The sequence below is a fragment of the Burkholderia diffusa genome (assembly GCF_001718315.1).
GTDB classification, from domain to species: Bacteria; Pseudomonadota; Gammaproteobacteria; order Burkholderiales; family Burkholderiaceae; genus Burkholderia; species Burkholderia diffusa_B.
The window spans coordinates 856,608-876,259 of the sequence record NZ_CP013364.1; the positions used below are offsets into that span (position 1 = coordinate 856,608).

Genomic DNA, 19,652 nt, shown 5'->3' on the forward strand with positions numbered 1-19,652 from the left:
GCTATCGACCCATGAACGTGCGAAGCGCGTTTCTTGCGCGATTAGGACATCGGAATGTGACAGTTTCGATCATGCAGACAGACCGCTTTCTGAATTCGTCCCACTACCGACAGCGGGATGAAAACCAGATGAAAGATCGAGTCCGGCATGCGTTGCCTATTCGAAACACCGGATCGACAAATCACCACCCGCCGGAAAAAAGATGAGGCAGAATAGGCCGCCATTTCATTTCGGATTGTCAAACAAAAATCAGCATGCGGGGTGCACCCGCGGTTCGGGGGATGTCATGTTCGTTTTCTGGGGCCGAAAGTTAGTCTATCGTAAGCATGGCTATGTAGCGGACTTCTGTCCGATTTGCCGAATGCCACGAACGTTCGAATTGCAGCGGGTCGGCTCTGCCGGTCACCTCTACAACATTTCGGTAGGCGAAGGGCGGCTGGTCGGATATCAGCGAAGTTGCCAGACTTGCCGAACCCCGGTCAAGAGCGAACTTTCCGCCTATGCGAGCGTGTCGCCGAAGCCCGCGCCATTGCCGGAACTCACCGCACAAACCTACCCGAATTTGGCGACCGCGTGGCGTGACCGGCTTGCGCTGGAGGAGCGGGTCCGCACCGCGCTGCCGTCGCTGAAGCCAGACGAACGCGAGACCTTGATCCGCGATCCGTTCGTAGTGCTATCGACCAAGGTGGAGCGGTATTTCGCGTCGAGCCGGATCAATTGGCGAGACATTCTTGCGATACTGGTCGCATTCGCCGTCGCGATCGTCGGGTCCGTGGCGGTCGGCATGATCGCCCCGGATGCGATGAACTACGGCATCTATTTTTTCATCGCGCTAGGCGTGCTGATCGTCGTCAGGCAAATCAAGGCGACGGGGCGCCGATATATGGTCAAGCACATTGTCCCGCCCCTCGCGTCCGCACTTGCGCCGTTGCAGCCAACTCGGGAGGAGATCGATTCAGTGTTTCGCGAGCTGCGTCTTTCGCAGCCGCGGATGGCGCGCAAGCTGCCGATAGAGGCGTTGCTCTCGAGTCTGGTGGGCAAGCATGCTCCTGTGCCGAGTGATGCGGACGCCGTACGCTGAGTCGCACGTCCTCAGCGGGCAAGCCCGAGTACCGTCGATCACCCGGGGCGCGCCCCACCTTTCGACCGCAACCGTGCTGCAATGCAAGGATGTCAACTTGAGGTACCCGCCGCACAAGGTACTCGGCATGTGTGTTGACGATTTTATCGACGAATTCACCGAAATGATGTTTCGACTTGGTCTATGTTCGAATTAAATTCGTCAATTCGCGTCGCGTACTCCGAGGCTAGACCGTAGGGGATGAATTTAGACGTTATTCCGCGCGATGCGGGTGCCCATGCCAACGTACTCCGATCGAAAGCCTCGAGCGGCAGAATTGCGTATCCGCCGTGAGCGGCGTCTCGATCTCATCTCGTGTTGCTCGCTCTTGCTGATGCCGCCATATGCCCGCGCTTCGTTGATGATTTTTTGATTGGTGCGGCTATAAAAGAGCATCCATTGCGAATTTGCGTTAGCAAACCTTTTGCTTAATCGAAAATTTCAGACTAAATTGTCAAAGTCCTCAAGCGGGACAGATAAAATTCGAGTCTCCTTTACGCGTCGTCAACGTCGTATATTCACGGGGAATATGCAAATGGACCGCCAGCCACAAACCTGCTGTGCCACGCCGAACGCTGCTCGCCGCACGTCGCTCAAAACCGCATTGGGTCTCGTGGCATTCGGCCTCGCCGCCGAACTCTTGCCCGGCCTGGCGCACGCCGCTGCTCTCAGCAAGGCGCAGCGCGATGCCATGACCCCCGACGACGTGATCGCCATGTTGAAACGCGGCAATGAACGCTTTCGCGCGGGCAAACTGCAAGCGCACGATTATCTAGCTCAGAAGCGTGCCAGCGTGAGCGGCCAGTATCCGGCAGCCGTCATCCTGAGTTGTATGGATTCGCGCGCGCCCGCGGAAATTATTCTCGACGCGGGAATCGGCGACACTTTCAATGCGCGCGTGGCGGGCAATATCGTCAACGACGATCTGCTGGGCAGCCTGGAATATGCCTGCGCCGCGGCGGGCTCCAAAGTCGTGCTGGTGATGGGCCACACCTCGTGCGGCGCGATCAAAGGTGCCATCGACGGCGTCAATCTTGGCAATCTCACAGGCCTGCTGGACAAGATCAAGCCGGCGGTGGACGCCACGAAGTTCGACGGTGAGCGTACCAGCAAGAACGATGCGTTCGTGGACGCAGTGGCAGCCACCAACGTGCTCCAGGCTATCGACGAAATCCGCCGCCGCAGCGACGTGCTGGCTGGGCTGGAAAAGAGCGGAAAAATTAAGACCGTTGGGTCGATGTACCACCTTGTGGGAGGCAGGGTGGAATTCTATGGTTGATTGATTAGCGGCTTGATCGGTCTCGAGGCACCCGATCAAGCTGTCCGATTTCTCGGATGCTGCGATGGCCACCCGTACCTCATAGATATAAAACGAAAGCTTTCCGTAAATTGGTCTCGCCGACGTGACCATGGCGCCCTTCTCCAAATGGGGCATTTGTACAACTGGTGGGAGATCCGTGAGACGCGTCGTGCGTCCATGGCGATTCACAATGGAGGAACCATCATGACTGGAAATTCGCATTCGAAACAAGGCGAGGACAGCGCGGTTACTAAGGATCCCTCCGGAAGTGGTTCTACTACTTTGGGTGATAACTCGCAGTCGGCGAATGTGCGAGAAAATTGGAACTCGGGCCACCCGGGCGGTGTCGGTGCGACCACTGGCCTGCCGGATAGCGCCGTATCGCTCGATGATCCAGCAGAGATTCCGGCAGGCTTGTCCGTTCTGGCGGGCGTAGTCCCTCAAGCGAACCTCCGCGGGCAGCTGAAGTGGAACGAGCAGAGCAGCGCGGAGGCTACGTCGGCTGCATCTGCAGCTATCAACAATGCAGATCCCCTCCGTGGAAGCGCGACAATCGAAGATCCACCTGTCTACGCGCCTGTGAATCCGGATGCCGGTGATCCGATCAACCACTATGACCCGGCCGGTGAAGGTCTGGCAAAGCCGGATAGCCTTGGACCGTTTGGGCGTGGTGGAGTTAACTGATCGAGCTGGTTGACTAATCAGCTACTCGACGTGAAGAACTGCAGGGTTGTGAGCGGCGGCCACGCCGGGTGGTGGCTGGCCGGTCGGCGCGGGAACGCGAGGCACCGGCTATTTCCTGCCCGTTACCAACGCGATCGAGTCGCTGCACATGCAGCGTCGGAAGTTCATCAAGGCGCGCGGCCACTTCCGTTGGATGAGACCGTACTCAAACCGATCTGGCTGGCGGTGTGCGACGTCGGAGCCAAGTACACCCGTTCCCGGCACGATTGGAAGAGCGCCATGATTCAGTTCGCGCTGCTTTACCCGGAACGGTTCAATATTGGAGTCTAAATCTCAACCGGCATCACACACGATATTCCGGATACCTCCCATGCGAGATCGGTGTTGGCGTGCTCGGGAACCCCGAGCACGCGTTACATCTGCTCCTTTACGCCCGTTCGGACAAGCCACCAATTGATCGGATAGCTCGTCGCGAATCCGGCCAGCATCGCGAGCTGCATCGCAAACCAGAATTCGGGGCTATCGACCGGAGCGATCCCGCCGTACATGCGACCTAGCCAACGGAACTGGATTACCGCCATGAGTCCATACATGCCGATCTGCCATGCCGCAATCGACATGATGTCGGCTTTGAGCGCTGCCCGGAGTCCCTGGAGCATCGAAAGATGCCGCATTGGCTTGATGGTGAAATACTGGAAAAGGATCCCGAGCAGGAAGGCCAGGATGAAGTCGAGGATCCAGACCGCGAAGGTTTTCTCCGCAAAGACGGAATGCCAGCCGAGCCACACCGCCAAAGTGGGAAACAGCAGCGCCGCCCATTCAGCAATGATGTCGCCGAGCGTACAGCCGGCACCGCAATGGCTTGTCCCTTTCATGACGATCACCGGAAACGTTCCGGCGGCATTCCGACGCTCGTCCTTCGAAACATTCCTCCCCCACGAGTAGTAGGCGGCGACCCAAAGTACAGTTCCGAACAATGTGGTTAGTGGCCATACGAGATTCATGATCCACGCCGCCTGTGGATGTTTGACTTCATCTGTGGCGATAACGGCCGCACACGTTATGCCGAGGACAATCCACGCAATGGAGAGTGCGTGGAGCCATGACGGAAAATTGCCGAAAGCCATCGCTGAACCTTGAGTCGAGAACGAGTGGATGTGTGCCGATGCCTCGAAGGAGGCTAGAGGTCCGGCAGAGCAACACATGTTCCTCGACAGGCGTGTCAAGGATCTCGGCATCCCCCCGTACGCGGCAGTGAACCCGGGGAATAGGCTTCGCTTGCAGGGCTGGCCGGCGCATGTCGGCCACGGCAGGATGGGGAAGAATGTTTCCCCTTCGGATCGCCCGATGCGCCAGCGCGCCGAGCACGTGGATGGCGACCAATGCGGCAAGTCGATATGCCGTCAGTGCGCGCAGTTCCCTAGCCCCGGCGACAGGGCGCGACTTTTCTGCACCAGCGTCGGCAACGAAAAGAATCCGAAGCGACTGGCGGGGTACCCGGCGGCGTTCGTGTTCAATTTGCAGAATCTACGAATTTCAACACCCAGCCACACGTGCTTCCGCGGCAAAGACATTGGTGGAGACGATCGATCGCCAGGCAACCGGGACAGCGAAGCACGCAGCAACGATACCGATGAACCCGATCGCGATGACGATGGCCGTCTGCATCGCAGGTCCAACGTGGCACCGGCTCTGCGTCATGCGCTCAGCAATCCACGTGCGGTCAGGTTCGCGTACAGCGCGCGCACACCGAAGGTCCACGGCTCGATCTCCGTGCACAGCCGCACGGTGTTGACGAGCGCACCGAGCGAGGGCGTCGAGATGGTCACGCGGTCGCCCAAATGGTGCGTGAAGCCGCCGCCGGGCGTGTCGCGATCCTGGAGCGGCGAGAACATCGTGCCGAGAAACAGCATGAAGCCGTCCGGATATTGATGATGCGCGCCGCAGGTCTGTGCGACGAGGTTGGCCGGATCCCGGCTGATCTCGCGCATGTGGCTGATCCCGTCGAGCACGAAGCCGTCGTCCGCGCCGTCGACGCGCAGCGACACGCTCGCCTGCCGCACGCTGTCGAGCGTGAAGCTGTCGTCGAACAGCCGCACGAACGGACCGATCGCGCACGAGCCGTTGTTGTCCTTGCATTTGCCGAGCAGCAGCGCGGAGCGGCCTTCGATGTCGCGCAGGTTCACGTCGTTGCCGAGCGTCGCGCCGACCGGTCTGCCGTCGCTGCCGACCGCCAGCACGATCTCCGGCTCCGGGTTGTTCCATACCGACACGGGCAGCAGACCGACGTCCGCACCGAAGCCGACCGCCGACATCGGTTGCGACTTCGAGAACACTTCGGCGTCCGGACCGATTCCGACCTCCATGTATTGCGACCACGCGCCGCGGCGCTCGAGTTCCGCTTTGAGCCGTATCGCGGCTTCCGAGCCCGGCTCGATTTTCGACAGGTCGGTGCCGATGGTCGCGGCAATCGTTTCGCGCACCTGCTGCGCCTTGGCCGGATCGCCGCCGGCCTGCTCCTCGATCACGCGTTCAATCAGGCTGACGGCAAACGTGACGCCGCAGGCCTTGATGGCCTGCACGTCGCACGGCGCGAGCAGGCGCGTGGCGTCGCGCGTGCCGTCCAGCGCCGCCTGCAGCAGCGGCTCGACGCGGCCGAGCGGCTCTCCGGGCGCGGCGCGGGCGATGTCGACCGCATCGGGGCGATCGAACAGGTCCGCGGTGGTCGGCACGGTGCGCGTGATGTCGAATACCTCGCCGCTGCGCACGGCGACGACGCTCGGTCCCGCCGGGGCAACGTCGTGGCGCCACACGCGACCGATCAGCAACGCGTGGGCGAGGTCGTGCGGCAGGCAATCGGAAACGGAAAGAGTACGCATGGTCAGCTCGGCAAGTGTCGTGGAACGGTTGGATCAGTGCGTCAGTGTGAATGGCGCGGGTTGCCGCGCTGCTCGATCACCTTCAGGTACAGCGTGGCCGGTTCGAGACAGCCGCCGGTGGACAGTTGGCCCACGAAGCGGCGATAGAGTTCCTGCCACGGCGTTTGCGCTTGCGGCACCGCGTTGCTCGCCGCGTCGTGGCGGCGTGCGAGTTCGTCGCTGTCGACGAGCACGTCCACGGTGCGCCGATTCAGGTCCACGCGGATCCGGTCGTTCGTGCGCAGCAGCGCGAGACCGCCGCCCACCGCGGCCTCCGGCGACACGTTCAGGATCGACGGGCTGGCCGACGTGCCGCTCTGGCGTCCGTCTCCGATACACGGCAGCGACGTTACGCCGCGCTTGATCAGATCGGCGGGCGGCGCCATGTTGACGACTTCCGCGCTGCCGGGATAGCCGACCGTGCCGCAGCCGCGGATCACCAGGATGCAGCGTTCGTCGATTTCGAGCTGAGGATCGTTGATGCGGGCGTGGTAATCCTCCGGGCCTTCGAACACGATCGCGCGTGCTTCGAACGTATTCTCCGCGCCGGGCTCGGCAAGATAGGTCCGGCGGAACGCATCGCCGACCACCGACATCTTCATGATCGCACTGTCGAAGAAGTTGCCCGACAGCACCATGAAGCCGGCGCCGTGCTTGAGCGGGGCGTCCGGTGTGCGGATCACGTCGCGATCGGCATCCTGCGCGGTGTCGGCAATGGCACCGATCGGCCGGCCGGATACGGTCAGGCAGTCGCGCCGCAGCAGTCCGCCCGCATCGAGCTGGCGCAGCACCGCAGGCACGCCGCCGGCGCGGTGGAAGCTCTCGCCGAGATATTCGCCGGCCGGCATGCAGTTGACGAGCAGCGGCACGGATTCGCCGAAACGCTGCCAGTCGTCGAGACTCAGTTCGACGCCCATGTGGCGCGCGATCGCGATCAGGTGCGGCGGGCAGTTGGTCGATGCGCCGAGCGCGGACGCGACGACGATCGCGTTTTCGAATGCCGCGCGCGTCATGATCTGCGACGGACGCAGGTCTTCTCGAACGAGTTCGACGGCGCGCTTGCCCGTTGCGTAAGCCATTTGGCCGCGCTCGCGGTACGCGGCCGGAATGCTCGCGCAGCCGGGCAGCGACATGCCCAGCGCCTCGGCCAGGCTGTTCATCGACAGCGCCGTGCCCATGGTGTTGCAATGGCCGATCGACGGCGACGATGCCGTGGTCAGCTGCATGAAGCCTTCGTAGTCGATATCGCCGGCGGCCAGCAGATTGCGCGCGTGCCAGATCACGGTGCCCGAGCCGACGCGTTTGCCTTCGTGCCAGCCATCGAGCATCGGGCCGCCGGACAGCACGATCGCCGGCAGGTCGACGGTGGCCGCGGCCATCAGGCACGCGGGGGTGGTCTTGTCGCAGCCGGTCGTCAGCACCACGCCATCGAGCGGAAACCCGTGCAGTACTTCCACGAGCCCGAGATATGCGAGGTTGCGGTCGAGTGCGGCGGTGGGCCGGCGGCTCTGCTCGGCGAGCGGATGCACGGGGAATTCCATCGGAATGCCGCCCGCGTCTCGGATGCCCGCCCTGGTGCGCTCGGCCAGCTCGATGTGATGACGGTTGCATGGCGCGAGGTCGCTGCCCGTCTGCGCGATACCGATGATCGGGCGCCCCGACTGCAGTTCCTCGCGCGTGAGCCCGTAGTTCATGAAGCGCTCGACGTAGAGCGCGGTCATGTCTGCATGCGCAGGGTCGTCGAACCACTCCTGGCTACGCAGACGGCGAGGGGTTTGTGACATGGCGGGCTGTCTCCGAATGGGGCCGTGTTCAGTTTTTTTGCCGGATAGTTACCGGTAACATTCGCGTCGATGTTAGCACGGGATTTTCGCAAAGCGGAAGGGGAATCGTGCGTGCGGTGTCGCGAACCGCGCATCGCGCGCGTACGCTTCCGCATGATGCTGCAAGCGCGCGTCAGCCCGTCACGCGCTTTCCCGGGCGACGATCGTGTAGTCGATGCGGATGCTTCGCGACTCGATCCGTTCGCCGCCGTCGCGGGCCTGCAGCGCCGCGAGCAGCGCATCGCCGGTGCGCACGCCGATGCCGTATGCGTCGACCGATACGGTCGTGATGGTCGGGTGGCAGCATGCCGCCACCTCGAAGTTGCCGAAGCCGGCCACGGCGATGTCCGCGGGCACGGCCAGCCCGCGCCGGTGGCATTCCATGATCGCGCCGAATGCCGACATGTCGCTCACGCACATCACCGCGTCGGTGTCCGGCCACTGCTCGAGCAGTGCCGCCATGGCCGGGCCGCCGTGGCTCATCGTGATCGGCGAGTCGCCCAGCCGCACGATGCGCGGCTCACCCAACCCGAGCGCCTTGATTTCAGCCTGATATCCGTTGAGCCGGTCCTGGCCGCGCCGGTCCAGTACGCTCGCGCCGCCGAGAAAACCGATGCGCCGGTAGCCGCGCTGCGCGAGGTGCCGCACCATCGCGCGCGCGGCGCGGACGTTGGAGAAGCCCACCGCGGTGTCGATAGGGTGCTTGGGCAGGTCCCACATCTCGACCACCGGAATGGCCGAGCGCTCGAGCAGCTTGCGTGTCGCATCGGTATGTTGCGCACCCGTCAGCGCGATGCAGCGCGGCTGGTGACGCAGCATCGAGCGCACCAGCCGCTCTTCGCGCTCCAGGTCGTAGTCGGTATCGCCGAGCAACAGTTGCAGTCCATGCGGCTCGAGCGCATCGGTCAGGCCACGCACCGTGTCCGAGAAATTGGAGCTCGACAGCGACGGCACCAGCACCGCGACAAACTCCGAGCGCCCCGACGATAGCGCGCCGGCGGCGGCATCGGCCACGTAGCCAAGCTGGTCGATGGCCCTGCAAACCCGCTCGCGTGTGTCGGCGGCCACGCTGTGGCCGGCAAGCACGCGCGACACGGTCATCTTGGACACGCCGGCCAGGCGCGCTACGTCGGACATGCGGGGCGGTCCGGCAGGCCGGACGGCGGTGGGGCTGGGCATCGGAATCGCGATCGGAGAAAACCGGAAAGCCTACATCATAACGGCGCGAACGCCGCCTGCCGCACGGTTGTCGGGTCGACGCCCCGCACTAGGGAAACCACTCGTCGGTCAGGTCTTGAACCAGCATGTCCCAGCGTGCTACTTTCGCGTCTGTTACCGGTATCAACGTGCAGGTTGCCACCGTCGTTCCGTCGGCGGATTTTTTTGCACCGGAATGTTATCGGTAACATGCGTGCATCCATGAAGCCGCCGGTACGAAGAAGACCTACACGATCAGGAGACAAACCGATGCCATCCATAACACAGACCGCCGCCACGCCGGCGGTGGACTCGTCCGAAGACGCCCTCTATCGCAGGGTGATGCGCCGTATCCTGCCGTTGCTGCTGCTCTGCTACGTCGTCGCGTATCTGGATCGCGTCAACGTCGGCTTCGCGAAGCTGCAGATGCTCGACGACCTGCGCCTGAGCGACGGCGTCTATGCGCTCGGCGCGAGCATTTTCTTCTGGGGCTATTTTCTGTTCGAGATGCCCAGCAACCTGTTGCTGCACCGTTACGGCGCCCGCTTCTGGATCGCGAGGATCATGATCACGTGGGGCATCGTGTCGTCATCGATGGCGTTCATCGTGCCGCTGGCGCAGTTCTTTCACGTGCAGACGGCCACGATGTTCTACGCGCTGCGCTTTCTCCTCGGCCTGTGCGAGGCCGGCTTCTTTCCCGGCGTCATCCTGTACATGAACTACTGGTTTCCGGCACGCCGCCAGAGCGTCGCGATGTCGGGCTTCCTCGTCGCGATTCCGCTGAGCCTCACGCTCGGCAGCGTGGTGTCCGGCTGGCTGATGGAGCAGACACACGGGCTGTCCGGCATGAGCGGATGGCAATGGATGCTGCTGCTCGAAGGCCTGCCGTCGATCGTGGTGGCGTTCGTTGTGCTGGCCTTCCTGGGCGATGGCCCGGGGTCGGCGAAGTGGCTGTCGGCCGAGGAGAAGGGCGTGTTGTCGCGCAACCTCGAACGTGAGGCCGCGCACAAGTCGCACAGCATCGGGGCCGCGTTGCGCAGCCCGCGCGTGTGGCTGCTCACCTTCATCCTGCTGACCTTCAATACCGGCTTCTATGGGCTGGCGTTCTGGCTACCGTCGATCATCCGTGCATCGGGCGTGACAAGTCCGCTGCATATCGGGCTGCTGACCGCGATTCCGTACCTGATGGCCATCTTTGCGATGGTGTGGAATGCAGCGCACTCGCGCAAGACCGGCGAACGCCGGCTGCATGCGGCGATTCCCGCGTTCATCGGTGGCGTCGGCCTGATCCTGAGTGCGGCGTGTGCGCACAACGTGGCGCTGTCGATCCTGTTCCTGACCGTCGCAACCTGCGGGATCCTCGCGCTGATGCCGATCTACTGGACGTTCCCCGGCCAGATCCTGTCCGGCACGGCGGCGGCGGCCGGCATCGCGTTGATCAATTCGGTCGGGAACCTGTCGGGCTTCACGGGCTCGATGATCACCGGCATTGCGAAGGAAATGACCGGCAACATCAACAACGGCACCTATGCGCTGGGCGCGTGCCTGCTGGTCAGCTGTGCGCTGATCGCGCTGATTCCGCGCGCCATCCTGCATCCGCCGGCCGAGCGGTAGGCCGCTTGAGGTACCGCCGCGGCGCGGCGGCGTGTGCGGCCGACGGATCGCCGGGTGCCCCGTGTCCGGCGTCGCACTCCCGCGTGGTTTCGCGCATGCGTTCGCGCTACAGTGAACGTCGGCCGGTTTCCGGGAGCGTGATGCGAGGTCGAGTCATGCGGCTTGAGATCGACGGTGCACCGCAGCGAAGCGCCGTCGGCGAGACGCAAGCGGACGCTCTCGAACGACGCGAGCGGCACGAGCCGGGCGCGCATGGCGTCGTGAGAGAAGACGCCGCCGCCTTCGGGCACGATCGGGTTGATGCAGCGCGCGTGCGCCTTGCGCCGGTAGATCGCAGGGTAATGCGCGAATTGCTGCCGCGCGAGATGCCATGCGACGGTCAGCTCGATCTTGCAACCGCGACCCGACTGCGAATCGTCGCAATCAAGGCATCGGATTATATCGGCACCCGCCCGTGCTCGCGATTCGCGGTGGCGGCAGCGCGATCGCTGCCGCCTGTGCTTCTGATCCGTCGTTGTCGACTGGTTAGGTGGACTTGACTTCTATGCGCCGCGGGCGCGCCTCGTCGCGGCGCGGGATCGTCAGCTTAAGCACCCCATCCTGGAGGCTCGCCTCGATCTTTGACGTATCGAAGTCCGGTGACAGCGTGAACGTTCGGGCGAAGTGCGGTTCGCGGACCTCGGCATGCTGCAGTCGCAGGTTTGCCGGCGTCGGCACTACCGCCTCGGCTTCGATCGAGAGGCTGCTGTCGTGGACTTTGACGTCCAGCTTGTCCTTCGTCACACCGGGCAGGTCGGCCCATAGCGTGACGCCCTGGCTGTCCTCGGATATGTCGACGGCAGGGACGAGAGTGATCCGGCGCGCGGGCTGCTCGGTGTCGCGGCGTCCTACGGTGGATGGGGCGCGTTCGGCCAGTTGAGTCGTGTCAGTCATGATCGGTTCCTCGGATTACTGGATAGTGATGGCGCGCGGCTTGGACGATTCGCGCCTGCCGACACTGATCGACAGGCAGCCATTTTCGTAGTGCGCGTGGACCTTGTCCGGATCGGCGGTGTCGGGAAGCTCGATGACGCGCCGGAAGGTGCCGACAAAGCGCTCCTGCGCATAGGTGCGCGTGTCGCTTCCCGTGTCGGGTTGCGTCGATTTGCGTTCGCCGCTGATGGTCAGCAGCCCCTTGTCGATCGACACGTCGAGTTCGGCGGCGTTGATTCCCGGGGCGAAGGCGACAATCTCGATCGACTCGTCGGTGGCGCCGATGTTGATCTGAGGAAAGGCGCCCAAACGACCGGCGCGGATGCTGGACGGGAAACCGCCGAAGAGCTGCGCCATCTGCTGCTGCAGACGGTCAAACTCGCCGAAGAGATCGGTTCCGAAGTAAAGATCGCTCATGATCGTATCCTCCTTGAGTGCAACCGGGAGGCGAACGGGCCTACGCGCTCCAGTTCGCCTGCCGGACTGCCGGCAAACAAATCGAAACACGCAGCGCGCGGAATGAGGCAACTCGCGCGTCTGCCTGAGCGACACTCAAGATAGGAACTTTGCAGAAAATTTCAAGGGGCGTCGGCAGATTTTTGGACTTGAAATTCCGGTGTCGACACCTATCATCGGCAGCGGATTGGAACTGCATCCGGAGGACGCCATGGAATTCGACACGGACTGGCTTACGCTGGGCAGACATCGTATCCGGCTGCGCTCGACGAAGGGCTTTCCGACCGAGACGATGCGCACGGTGACCGAAGTCGTCAGGCTCGCGATCGACAACAACATGAGCGCGCGGGCGCGACTCGTCGAGGTCGTGTGTCGGCAGGAGAAGACCTACGATGTACTGGTCGGCACGACGATGGCGGAGGACAAGGTTTGTGCACCGCAACTTGAAGCTGCGGTTGCGGTCGTGCTGGGGTTGCTACCTGACCAGATCAACATCACGGTCACTCACGTCTTGCAGAAGGAGGTCGATCTACATTTTGGTGTGTACGAGCGAATGTTGTCGGAGAAGCTGGGTGCGGCACCGCCGATTCAGTGAGCGATCGGTTCGGCGTCTCGCTGTGCAGCCCGTGCCGGTCCCGCCTTGGGCCACGCGGACAAGATGTGGACGTGGCGGCGCCGGGCCAGGACTTCCGCCGGGCAAGCAGACGATCGCGCATCGCGGCCGCGCAGACGCGCAGACGCCGGTGCCGTCCGTCGGCGCGCGAGTGCTCTCCGTCGCGGGCGTTGCATCGCAGGAAGGCGGTGATCTGTCGGATTGGCGTGTCGTCGAGCCCTGCCGCGACGGCCGTGATGCGGCCCGGTTTCGCGGATGATCGATACGGGACGCGGCGTCGCGACACCGCTCTGCCGCCGGTTACGCCCGTCCCATGATCCGCGTGCCGAGCGAGATGCCGAGTTCGGATAACGAAGCGCTGGTCGCTAGCTGGGTGACCTCCCAGCGCGACAGCGCGGCGTCGAATGCGCTTGCGCGCACGCCGCCGCGCAGCGCTTCGGCAAGACCGACCGCGTTCTCCGCCGCCTTCGCGACACCGGCGGCCGTATGCGGTCGCACGAGGCAGGCCGCGTCGCCGAGCAGCACCGCGCGATCGAACACCATGCGCTCGACCGCGAGATCGAGGATCGCCTGCGCGAACGGCGCCGAGGTCGCTTCGACGAGCGCGGCGAGCGTCGGCGCGAGCAATCGGCGGCCGGCGTCCACGAGTTCGAGCCGGTTGTCGTCGCGCATCGCGCCGGGCGGCAGCGAGCCGTCGCGCTGCGTGCCGTCTCGCGCGAGAAACAGCGACGGCACGCGCTCCTGCTCGAGCCGCCGGTACCAGACCCAGTTCACGCGCCGCTTGCCCGGCTCGATCGCACCGTCGCGGCCGGGCACCAGGTACGTCAGGAACAGATGCGCGTCGCCTTGCTGGAACGTGAACCGATCGCGCAGCACTCGCAGCACCGTGTCGGGAAGCGCGTGCTCGTCGACGAGCCCGCGCCACGCGACGTAGCCTGCATACGCGGGCCGCGCGTCGGGCAGCAGCTGGGCGCGCACGGCCGAGCGGCCGCCGTCCGCGCCGACCAGCAGGTCGGCATGTTCGACGCGGCCGTCCGCGAAATGGGCGATCACGCGCGCGCCGTCCTGTTCGAACCGCCCGAACGATACGCCGGCGTGCACGACGCCGGCGGGCAACGCGCGCTTCAGCGCGGTGTAGATCACGTTCCACGCGGTCTGCGTTTGCGGCATGTAGAAGCGCTGCACGATCCGGTCGTGCTCGTCGAGATAGATCCGGTCGATCGAATCGACGCCCGCACCGCGCGGCACCGGCACGCCGCCGAACGTGAACGCGCGTTCGATCGGCGGCTGCAGCACGATGCCGCCGCCACGGCTGTCGAGGTCGTTCGGCGATTGCTCGAATACCTTGACGCGCCATCCGGCCGCGCGCAGCGCGGTCGCCGCGAACAGCCCGCCCACCGATCCGCCGATGACGATCGCCGACGGGCCCGAAACGTCGTTCATGATTTCCATCCCCCAGGATTCGTCGCGCGGAGACTCAACCTTCCCAATGCGCCAGGAAATCAAGCAGCAATGCGTTCACACGTTCCGGCTGTTCCTCGTGCGGCAGGTGCCCGCACTGCGCAATCGGTTCGGCGCGCAGGTTCGACGCCATGCTTTCCCACACCGATTTCATGTCGAACATCTTGCCGACCGCGTAGAAATCCTCTCCCCAGATGGCCATCGTCGGGCATGCGATCCGGACATCCGCGTCGACGAGATCCTGCTTCACGTCCTCCGCGTTTGCACGATAGTCCGCCAGCGCGCCGCGCACGGCGCCGGGGCGGCGATACGCGCGCACATATGTGTCGAACGCATCGCCCGAAATCGCGTGCGGGTTGTAGCACCAGTCGGCGAAGAAGTAGCTCAGCCACTCGGCTTCCTTCCCGGCGATCAATGCTTCCGGCAAGTCCGGCACTTGATGGAACAGGAAGAACCAGTACGCGCGCGCCGTTTGCGCGGTCATGTTCTGCGCGACGATGCGCGTCGGCACGTTATCCATCACGACGAGCCGGTCGACGCGTTCGGGGAAATCCTTGGAGAAACGCGTCGCGACGCGTGCGCCGCGATCGTGGCCGACGAGCGCGATGCGGCCGATGCCGAGCGCATCGAGCAGCCCGGCGAGATCGCGCGCCATGTTGCGCTTGTCGTAGCCGGCGGCCGGCTTGTCGGTTTCGCCGTAGCCGCGCAGGTCGGGTGCGATCACGCGGTAGCGCCGTGCGAGGGCGGGAATCTGGAAGCGCCACGCGAAACTGGTTTCCGGGAAGCCGTGCAGCAGTACGACGACCGGGCCGGTGCCGGCATCGATGTAGTGCTGGCGGATACCGTTTGCGGTGACGGTGTGATGAGCGATCGAAGGCATGTCGGTGGTCATGTGACGGTCCATGTGCAGTTCGGCACGTGCGGGCCCGGACGCGATTGCAAATGCCTTTCGAGGATAGGCGAAGGGATCGGCGCGCCGGATGAATTGTTCTGAATTCCTCGGGGGCGGCACGCGGAGCTGGCATCGTCCGCTTCACGACGATCGAGTCCGTCCGATGCGCGTCGGTATTCGGCGGCATGTTGTGCGCGAGGCGGGAGATGGCGCTGACGGCACCGTTGCCGGCAGGGTGTGCGGTCGAACGCGCACAGGCGTTTCCCGCGCAGCCGGTGCTGCGCGAAGCGTGGCCGACGGGCGCGTCAGGCCCTGGTCATGCGCTGGTCATGCGCGGCGTCGCCGTCGCGCGGCCGCGCCGGACGCGATCTGCTTCAACGTAGCGGGCGTGCCGTGGAGAAACGCGTCGACCAGCCGTTCGATCTCGGTGTCGAGATCGTCGGGCACGGGCAGCCCGTAGACCCACTTGCGAACCCCGAAATAGAAGATGCTCGCGTGCAGGCTCCAGACGAGCTCGATTTCCGCGTTGCGCTGGGCCTCCGTCGCCGGTGTGGCGATATCGTATTCGTGCCGCAGCTCGCGCAGCACCGGCAGGAACACGCGCTCGCGCAGCCGCGACAGATACCGCGTGTTGAAACCCTCGCGGCTGAGCCCCGCGAAGATGAAGGTGCGGATCCATTCGCGCCGCAGGATGGTTTGCGCGTATGCGCGGTAGAACGCGACGAGCCGCTCCTGCAGCGGGACCGTGCGATCCGCGATCATTTTTTCCCAGTCGGGGTTCCACGTGTAGACCTCGTCGTACACGCGATCGATCAGCGCTTCCTTGCTCGGGAAATACCGGTACAGCAGCGGCTGGGTGACGCCGATCTGCCGCGCGAGCTCGCGCGTGCTGCCGGAAAAGCCGTGCGTCGCGAAGTGCTCGATCGCCTTCTCGACAATTTGCCGCTCGCGCGCCTCCGGCGCGAGGCGCCGGCCCGGCGTGACGGTGTTGCCGTCGGCGTCCGTCCCGCGCTCGCGGGCTGGCGTGTTGCGTTTTCTTTCGGTCATGCGTCGGCTCCTGATCGCGTGCGCGCTTAAGCTATCGATCGAAAAATAACACGATCGGACCGCGAGGCCGCGCACGGCGGGGCGGTCGACGCGATGCGGGGAATCCGCGCGGACGCGTCATGCGTCAAGTCGACCTCGCAGTCGCGGCGGACGTCCGGGCGGCATATTCAGGAAAATTCAGGGCCATCGCCATGACATTAAGGCGTTCCTTAACTAGTCTTGCTTCCGAACCGCCGCAGGGACCGGACGCCAGTCGGCGCCTCCGGGCCGTTCGGCGCAACCGGAGCGGACCATGTGTTATCTGATCTCGCCGGGCGCAGGTATCGCGTGCGTCGGCGCAACCGTCACCATCCAGGAGGCCGGGTCATGCCGACGCAGCCGGTAAGCGCGGTCGCGGCGCCCGATCACGTACGCGGCGAGGACGTATTTCTCGCGTCGATCGCCGGCTACGTCGACACGCTCGGCTTCGTCGCGCTGTTCGGCCTGTTCACCGCGCACGTCACCGGCAACTTCATCCTGATCGGTTCGGGGCTTGCGGGCGTCGGGCAAGGGCTCGCGATCAAATGGCTCGCGTTCCCGGCCTTCATCGCGGGAATCGTCGGCGCGCGCGTGCTCGACCACCGGATGCGTTCGCTGGGCCACGGCCCGCGCGCGCGTTCGCTGTACGCGCTTCAGGCCGTGCTGCTGGCCGGATTCATGCTGGCGGGCGTGATGGCGTCGCCGATCGCCGACGCCGATGCGCCGCGCACGATCCTGTGCGGTCTGCTCGGCGCCGCGGCGATGGGTGTCCAGAACGCGCACGGCCGGCTGACGGCCCGCTCGGTGGTCGCCAACACGGTGATGACGGGCAATGTCACGCAGGCGGTGATCGATGCATTCGACTGGCTGGTGCCACTTGCCGCGCCGGCCGAGCGGGCCGCCGCGCGTGCGCGGCTGCGCCGCACGCTGCCGCCGGTCGCGGGCTTCGCGCTTGGTGCGGGCGCGGGGGCCGCCGCGTACGGTTTCGCCGCCTTCTGGGCGCTGGCGCTGCCGCTCGCGACCTTGTGCTTCCTCGCTTATCGATCCGGCCGGCCCGACGACGGGCCGGCATCACGCTGAATTCGTGCGCAACGTACGGCAGCGCTTGCCACTTTCAAGGAGAATTTAAATGATTGCACTGAAGTTGCGACAGGTATTGCAGATGACGGCCGTGTCGACGGTCGTGCTCGGCGCATTGCTGGCGACCGCGCCGGCCCATGCGGACGAGACGCGTCTGCTCGAGTCCGCGTCCGCGAAGGTGCCGGCCGTCGCGGTCGGCCCGCAATACGACACGACGCACGTGTGCGTCGCGCCTGAAGACTTCGACCGTTTCACCGACAGCTTCGTCGCCACGTTCGGCGGCAAGAAGTCGCAGCAGGGCGTGTTCCAGGTCACGCCGACGCCGAGCCAGACGATGTCGCAGCTCGTGTTCACGCCGTCGGGCACGATCTCGGTGTTCGGCTTCAAGACGCCGATCCCGTATCCGTTCTGCGCGGAGCGCACCGGCTACCTCGTCACCGACATGGACGTCGCGATGAAATCGGCGCGCGCGCATGGGGCGGACGTGGTGGTCGACACGTTCCCCGATCCGATCGGCCGCGACGCGATCATCCGCTGGCCGGGCGGCGTGAACATGCAGCTGTACTGGCACACGCAAGCGCCGCACTACGACCCGCTGCAGACGGTGCCGGAAAACCGCGTGTACGTGTCGCCCGAAAGCGCGACCAAGCTGGCGCACGACTTCGTCGCGTTCTCGCGCGGCAAGATCGTGTCCGACGTGCGCAAGGCGCCGGGCATCGAGATCGGCCGGCCGAACGACACGTACCGCCGCATCCGCATCGAGTCGGGCTTCGGCAAGATGACCGTGCTGGCCACCGACGGCCATCTGCCTTATCCGTTCGGGCGCGAGATGACGGGTTACGAAGTGGCGGACCTCGCGGCCACGCTGGAGAAGGCAAAGGCCGCCGGCGTGACCGTGCTGGTGCCGACCTTCACGTCGGACGGGCGCGATGCGGCACTCGTGCAGTTCCCCGGCGGCTATGTCGCCGAGATCCACGCGCGGTCGAAGTGATGGCGCGACGCGCGATGACGCGGGCGTGGCGTGGCGTGCTGCCGGCCGCCGTGCTGGCGGGCGGCGTCGCCACGTACGCCGCGACGGCGGCCGCTGCCGATGAAACCGCGGCGCCGGCCTCGACTGCCGGCGCGGCGTGCACCGCGAAGCGGCCCACGGTGCTGTTCAACCGCTGGCAGGAAGACTGGTCGGTGCTCGCGAATCCATGCGTGCCGCACAAGCCGCTCGACGGGCTGAAGTACATCCCGCTGGGCGCCGATCCGTCGACCTACCTGTCGCTCGGCGCGAACTTGCGCGAGCGCTTCGAGCTGAACAACGCTCCGCTGTTCGGGCTCGGCGCCGCGCACGACGACAATTACGTGATCCAGCGCGCGACGGTGCACGCGGATCTGCGCTATGCCGGGCACTTCCAGGCGTTCGTCCAGTTCGTCGATGCGCGGCCGTACGGCAAGGACACGGTCGGCCCGGTCGACAAGGATCAGCTCGACATCGAGCAGGCGTTCGTCGCGTATGTCGACCAGTTGGGCGGCGGCACGTTCAAGACGCGCATCGGCCGGCAGGAGATGGCGTTCGACCTGCAGCGGTTCGTGTCGGTGCGTGATGGCCCGAACGTGCGCCAGGCATTCGATGCGTTATGGGCCGATTACGAATTCGGCAAGTGGCGGCTGATCGGCTATCTGACGCGCCCCGTGCAGTATCGCAACGACGCGGCATTCGACGACGTGTCGAACCGGCACCTCAGATTCGACGGCGTGCGTGTCGAGCGCAACGATGTGGGACCCGGTGACCTGTCGGCCTACTGGTCGCGCTATACGCGCGACAACGCCCGCTATCTCGCGGGGGCCGGCACCGAGCGGCGCGACGTGTTCGACATGCGCTACGCGGGCAAGTCTTCCGGCTTCGACTGGGACGCCGAGGCGATGCTGCAGACCGGACACATCGGCCAGGACACGATCGGTGCATGGGCGTTCGGCGCGTTGGGCGGCTATACGTTCGCGAAGACGCCTGGCACGCCGCGCATCGGCATCCAGGTGGACGGCGCGTCGGGCGACAAGCATCCCGGCGACGGGCGCATGGGCACCTTCAACCCGTTGTTCCCGAATGGCTATTACTTCACGCTCGCCGGCTACACGGGCTACAGCAACCTGATTCACGTGAAGCCGTCGCTGACGTTCAAGCCTGCGGCCAACGTGACGGTGCTGACCGCGGTCGGTTTCCAGTGGCGCGCGACGACGGCCGACGCGATCTACGGGCAAGGGATGCAGGCCGTGCCCGGCACGGCCGGCAAGGGCGGCGCGTGGACCGGCATGTACGCGCAGGCTCGCGTGGACTGGCTCGTCAATGCGAACACGGCGTTGGCGGTGGAGGCGGTGCACTTCCAGCTCGCCGATTCGATTCGCGCGCTGGGCGCGCGCAATGCCGACTATGTCGGCGTGGAGGCGAAGTTCGGCTGGTGACGCGGCGCG

At 64.9% G+C, this 19,652-nt stretch carries 18 protein-coding genes and 1 pseudogene; 10 read left to right on the forward strand and 9 right to left on the reverse strand.

Annotation, left to right across the window (positions count from 1 at the left end; genetic code table 11):
* Positions 1–361: 361 nt before the first annotated feature.
* The 4 genes and pseudogenes from WI26_RS30430 to WI26_RS32570 all read left to right on the forward strand — a co-directional run.
* Entirely contained in the window at positions 362–1,081 is a 720-nt protein-coding gene (locus tag WI26_RS30430) for a hypothetical protein (RefSeq protein WP_155768856.1), read from the forward strand.
* Positions 1,082–1,655: 574 nt separating this feature from the next.
* Positions 1,656–2,399, forward strand: coding sequence for a carbonic anhydrase family protein (locus WI26_RS30435; RefSeq protein WP_069228304.1), 744 nt, complete (start codon positions 1,656–1,658; stop codon positions 2,397–2,399).
* Between the two features lie 198 nt (positions 2,400–2,597).
* The gene (locus WI26_RS32565; protein WP_155768857.1) at positions 2,598–3,104 is read left to right on the forward strand and encodes a hypothetical protein; all 507 of its coding nucleotides are present in this window, start codon (positions 2,598–2,600) and stop codon (positions 3,102–3,104) included.
* Positions 3,105–3,228: 124 nt separating this feature from the next.
* Positions 3,229–3,434: pseudogene (locus tag WI26_RS32570) on the forward strand (IS256 family transposase); the annotation flags it as partial.
* 83 nt (positions 3,435–3,517) lie between these two features.
* Here WI26_RS32570 and WI26_RS30445 read toward each other — a convergent pair.
* The 4 genes from WI26_RS30445 to WI26_RS30460 form a co-directional block, all read right to left on the reverse strand.
* Positions 3,518–4,231 carry a DUF4396 domain-containing protein gene (locus WI26_RS30445; protein WP_069228305.1) on the reverse strand — a complete coding sequence of 238 codons (714 nt, stop codon included), beginning with the start codon at positions 4,229–4,231 and terminating at the stop codon, positions 3,518–3,520.
* Positions 4,232–4,801: 570 nt separating this feature from the next.
* Positions 4,802–5,983 (reverse strand): fumarylacetoacetate hydrolase family protein, encoded by a 1,182-nt coding sequence (locus tag WI26_RS30450; protein WP_069228306.1) that lies wholly within the window; start codon positions 5,981–5,983, stop codon positions 4,802–4,804.
* Positions 5,984–6,024: 41 nt separating this feature from the next.
* Positions 6,025–7,806 (reverse strand): IlvD/Edd family dehydratase, encoded by a 1,782-nt coding sequence (locus WI26_RS30455; protein ID WP_069228307.1) that lies wholly within the window; start codon positions 7,804–7,806, stop codon positions 6,025–6,027.
* 180 nt (positions 7,807–7,986) lie between these two features.
* The gene (locus tag WI26_RS30460) at positions 7,987–9,024 is read right to left on the reverse strand and encodes a LacI family DNA-binding transcriptional regulator (RefSeq protein WP_208604155.1); all 1,038 of its coding nucleotides are present in this window, start codon (positions 9,022–9,024) and stop codon (positions 7,987–7,989) included.
* Between the two features lie 288 nt (positions 9,025–9,312).
* Here WI26_RS30460 and WI26_RS30465 point away from each other — a divergent pair, with 288 nt between their 5' ends.
* Together WI26_RS30465 and WI26_RS32575 are read left to right on the forward strand one after the other, a co-directional pair.
* On the forward strand, positions 9,313–10,656 hold the full coding sequence (locus WI26_RS30465) for an MFS transporter (protein WP_069228309.1): 1,344 nt from the start codon (positions 9,313–9,315) through the stop codon (positions 10,654–10,656).
* A gap of 155 nt (positions 10,657–10,811) precedes the next feature.
* Positions 10,812–11,195: a hypothetical protein gene (locus tag WI26_RS32575; protein ID WP_155768858.1), complete on the forward strand. Its 384-nt coding sequence runs from the start codon at positions 10,812–10,814 to the stop codon at positions 11,193–11,195.
* Here the strand turns inward: WI26_RS32575 and WI26_RS30470 are convergent.
* Together WI26_RS30470 and WI26_RS30475 are read right to left on the reverse strand one after the other, a co-directional pair.
* Positions 11,182–11,589 carry an Hsp20/alpha crystallin family protein gene (locus WI26_RS30470; RefSeq protein ID WP_059594547.1) on the reverse strand — a complete coding sequence of 136 codons (408 nt, stop codon included), beginning with the start codon at positions 11,587–11,589 and terminating at the stop codon, positions 11,182–11,184. The two genes, WI26_RS32575 and WI26_RS30470, sit on opposite strands and share 14 nt — an antisense overlap.
* 15 nt (positions 11,590–11,604) lie before the next feature.
* Positions 11,605–12,045 carry an Hsp20/alpha crystallin family protein gene (locus WI26_RS30475; RefSeq protein ID WP_069228310.1) on the reverse strand — a complete coding sequence of 147 codons (441 nt, stop codon included), beginning with the start codon at positions 12,043–12,045 and terminating at the stop codon, positions 11,605–11,607.
* A gap of 250 nt (positions 12,046–12,295) precedes the next feature.
* On the opposite strand from WI26_RS30475, the gene WI26_RS30480 reads away from it, so the two are divergent.
* Positions 12,296–12,679 (forward strand): hypothetical protein, encoded by a 384-nt coding sequence (locus WI26_RS30480; protein WP_059511307.1) that lies wholly within the window; start codon positions 12,296–12,298, stop codon positions 12,677–12,679.
* A gap of 318 nt (positions 12,680–12,997) precedes the next feature.
* Here WI26_RS30480 and WI26_RS30485 read toward each other — a convergent pair whose 3' ends face one another.
* The 3 genes from WI26_RS30485 to WI26_RS30495 form a co-directional block, all read right to left on the reverse strand.
* Positions 12,998–14,140 (reverse strand): FAD binding domain-containing protein, encoded by a 1,143-nt coding sequence (locus WI26_RS30485; protein ID WP_069228377.1) that lies wholly within the window; start codon positions 14,138–14,140, stop codon positions 12,998–13,000.
* 34 nt (positions 14,141–14,174) lie between these two features.
* Positions 14,175–15,050, reverse strand: coding sequence for an alpha/beta fold hydrolase (locus tag WI26_RS30490; RefSeq protein WP_069228378.1), 876 nt, complete (start codon positions 15,048–15,050; stop codon positions 14,175–14,177).
* 327 nt (positions 15,051–15,377) lie between these two features.
* A complete protein-coding gene (locus WI26_RS30495) occupies positions 15,378–16,097 on the reverse strand; it encodes a TetR/AcrR family transcriptional regulator (RefSeq protein ID WP_069228311.1) in 720 nt (239 codons plus the stop codon).
* A gap of 366 nt (positions 16,098–16,463) precedes the next feature.
* Here WI26_RS30495 and WI26_RS30500 point away from each other — a divergent pair, with 366 nt between their 5' ends.
* Genes WI26_RS30500 through WI26_RS30510 form a run of 3 tightly spaced genes read left to right on the forward strand, consistent with a single transcriptional unit; the run spans position 16,464 to position 19,643 of the window.
* A complete protein-coding gene (locus WI26_RS30500; protein WP_059541987.1) occupies positions 16,464–17,195 on the forward strand; it encodes a YoaK family protein in 732 nt (243 codons plus the stop codon).
* A 49-nt stretch (positions 17,196–17,244) separates the two neighbouring features.
* Complete coding sequence (locus WI26_RS30505; protein ID WP_059541985.1) at positions 17,245–18,186, forward strand: hypothetical protein; 942 nt, start codon at positions 17,245–17,247, stop codon at positions 18,184–18,186.
* A gap of 14 nt (positions 18,187–18,200) precedes the next feature.
* Positions 18,201–19,643, forward strand: a complete 1,443-nt coding sequence (locus WI26_RS30510; RefSeq protein ID WP_069228379.1) for an alginate export family protein — start codon at positions 18,201–18,203, stop codon at positions 19,641–19,643.
* The last annotated feature ends 9 nt before the right edge of the window (positions 19,644–19,652 follow it).